Genomic DNA, 1,491 nt, shown 5'->3' with positions numbered 1-1,491 from the left:
AGAGATAAAAAATAGACCAGCACTAAAGGAACTTCTAAAGGATGCAGAGGAAAGAAAGTTTCAGATGGTGATTTCTTAGAAGATTAATAGGATAAGTATAAAGCTTTCAGATGTTCTAAGGATAGTAGATATAGTAGAGCAGAATAGTATAGCTTTCAATTCTTATTCAGAGCAGTTTGATAATAGTACTCCAGCAGGAAAAATGCAATTTCAGATGATGTAAGTGAAGAAGTACCTTATGGATTCATAAAGAGTATATTAGAGAATTTCAGTAAAGTTCTAACAGAAAGTGTAACTAGAGAGCAACAGAAGAAATTGCTTTATATGATAATATCAGAGATAACTATAAATGAAGCAAGAGAAATAGATTCAATAAAACTAAAAATAAATGATAGCTTGGTTGACTATATAAATAAGGAAGAAGGAGTATCTATAAAGGATGCTCCTTCTTCTTTTATGTTAAGAAATGTTGGTGTAAGTAAATTAAACTTAGATATTGCTATATAGAGAATAATAGCAATGAAAATATTGAGGTTGGTATAGATAAATAGTATAATTTTATCATGTAGAAATATTTATATTTATTAGGTAAATTAGAATTTTGGGAGTGAAATAATTGAAAGAGATTTGGAACAGACATAAAGAAAAGTTAACAACTTTTATCTTATGTGGATTATTGTTTGTTGGCATATTATCTATTATTGCCTTATTATGTGGAGCGATAATGAAAATATTTGGGTTTGAATATGAGTCAATAGGGAGTATTATTCTGTTTTTTGTAATTGCAACAATTATTTCTTATCCTTTTAGTTTGATAGCTGAGATATTGCCTAAAGTAGTTCTATCTTTTGGGAAATTGCCAAAACAAATGGCTATACTCTTTTATATTATCTTAGATGCGTTTGCTACATTTTATGGTCTGCGTGTTGTCGATTATTTTATGCAGTCTGTTTCGGCAACAGATATTTCTATTATTATTGTATCTTTGATATTAGCTTTATTTGGAATAAATGATGTTGATAAAAAACTAAAGGAATGAATTGACAAATTCCAGTTTAATTAATAGATGAATATAAAGAAACCTCATTTATTACTGATACGGAGGACTGTACCATAAATAAATGAGATTTTTACTAAAATTGGATTGATAAAAATAAGGTTATAAGATATTAAAACTCTTACTTATATATAATATATATTGGTAGGAGTTTTTATTTATAATAAAAGTGGTGTTAGTATAAAGCAGTGGACACATTAAGTCGAACTAAGTAAAATAATATTTAGTTAAGAAAGGATGTGTCCATTATGGGAAAGGACAGAAGATACGATCAAGAATATAAGGATATGATAGTAGAGTTATTTAAATCAAGAATGAGCTTAGCAGAGCATCGTCTACGAATATGGCATTGCAAAATCAACAATTAACGGCTGGATTAAAGATGTAAAAGAAATTAAAGTAGATGAAAATGAAGTTATGACATTAAAGGAAGT

The 1,491-nt window shown here is 27.9% G+C and carries 3 protein-coding genes; all 3 read left to right on the top strand.

The window, feature by feature from the left end; translation table 11 throughout:
* The first annotated feature begins 82 nt into the window (after nt 1–82).
* The 3 genes from H8R92_RS13555 to H8R92_RS12975 all read left to right on the top strand — a co-directional run bounded on the left by H8R92_RS13555 (nt 83) and on the right by H8R92_RS12975 (nt 1,039).
* Nucleotides 83–223, top strand: coding sequence for a recombinase family protein (locus H8R92_RS13555; protein WP_366461615.1), 141 nt, complete (start codon nt 83–85; stop codon nt 221–223).
* Nucleotides 224–324: 101 nt separating this feature from the next.
* A complete protein-coding gene (locus H8R92_RS12980) occupies nt 325–507 on the top strand; it encodes a hypothetical protein (RefSeq protein ID WP_186835676.1) in 183 nt (60 codons plus the stop codon).
* A 109-nt stretch (nt 508–616) separates the two neighbouring features.
* Nucleotides 617–1,039, top strand: a complete 423-nt coding sequence (locus tag H8R92_RS12975) for a regulatory YrvL family protein (RefSeq protein ID WP_022211303.1) — start codon at nt 617–619, stop codon at nt 1,037–1,039.
* Nucleotides 1,040–1,491: the final 452 nt, after the last annotated feature.

The sequence above is a fragment of the Clostridium lentum genome (genome assembly GCF_014287815.1).
In the GTDB taxonomy this organism is placed as follows: domain Bacteria; phylum Bacillota; class Clostridia; order Clostridiales; family Clostridiaceae; genus Clostridium; species Clostridium lentum.
Note: the sequence above shows the minus strand (reverse complement) of the source record. Positions and strands in the feature narration are given on the sequence as shown.

Coding starts and splice junctions, on each gene's coding strand:
- H8R92_RS12980 (WP_186835676.1), top strand. CDS start 325: ATGATAATATCAGAGATAACTATAAATGAAGCAAGAGAAATAGATTCA.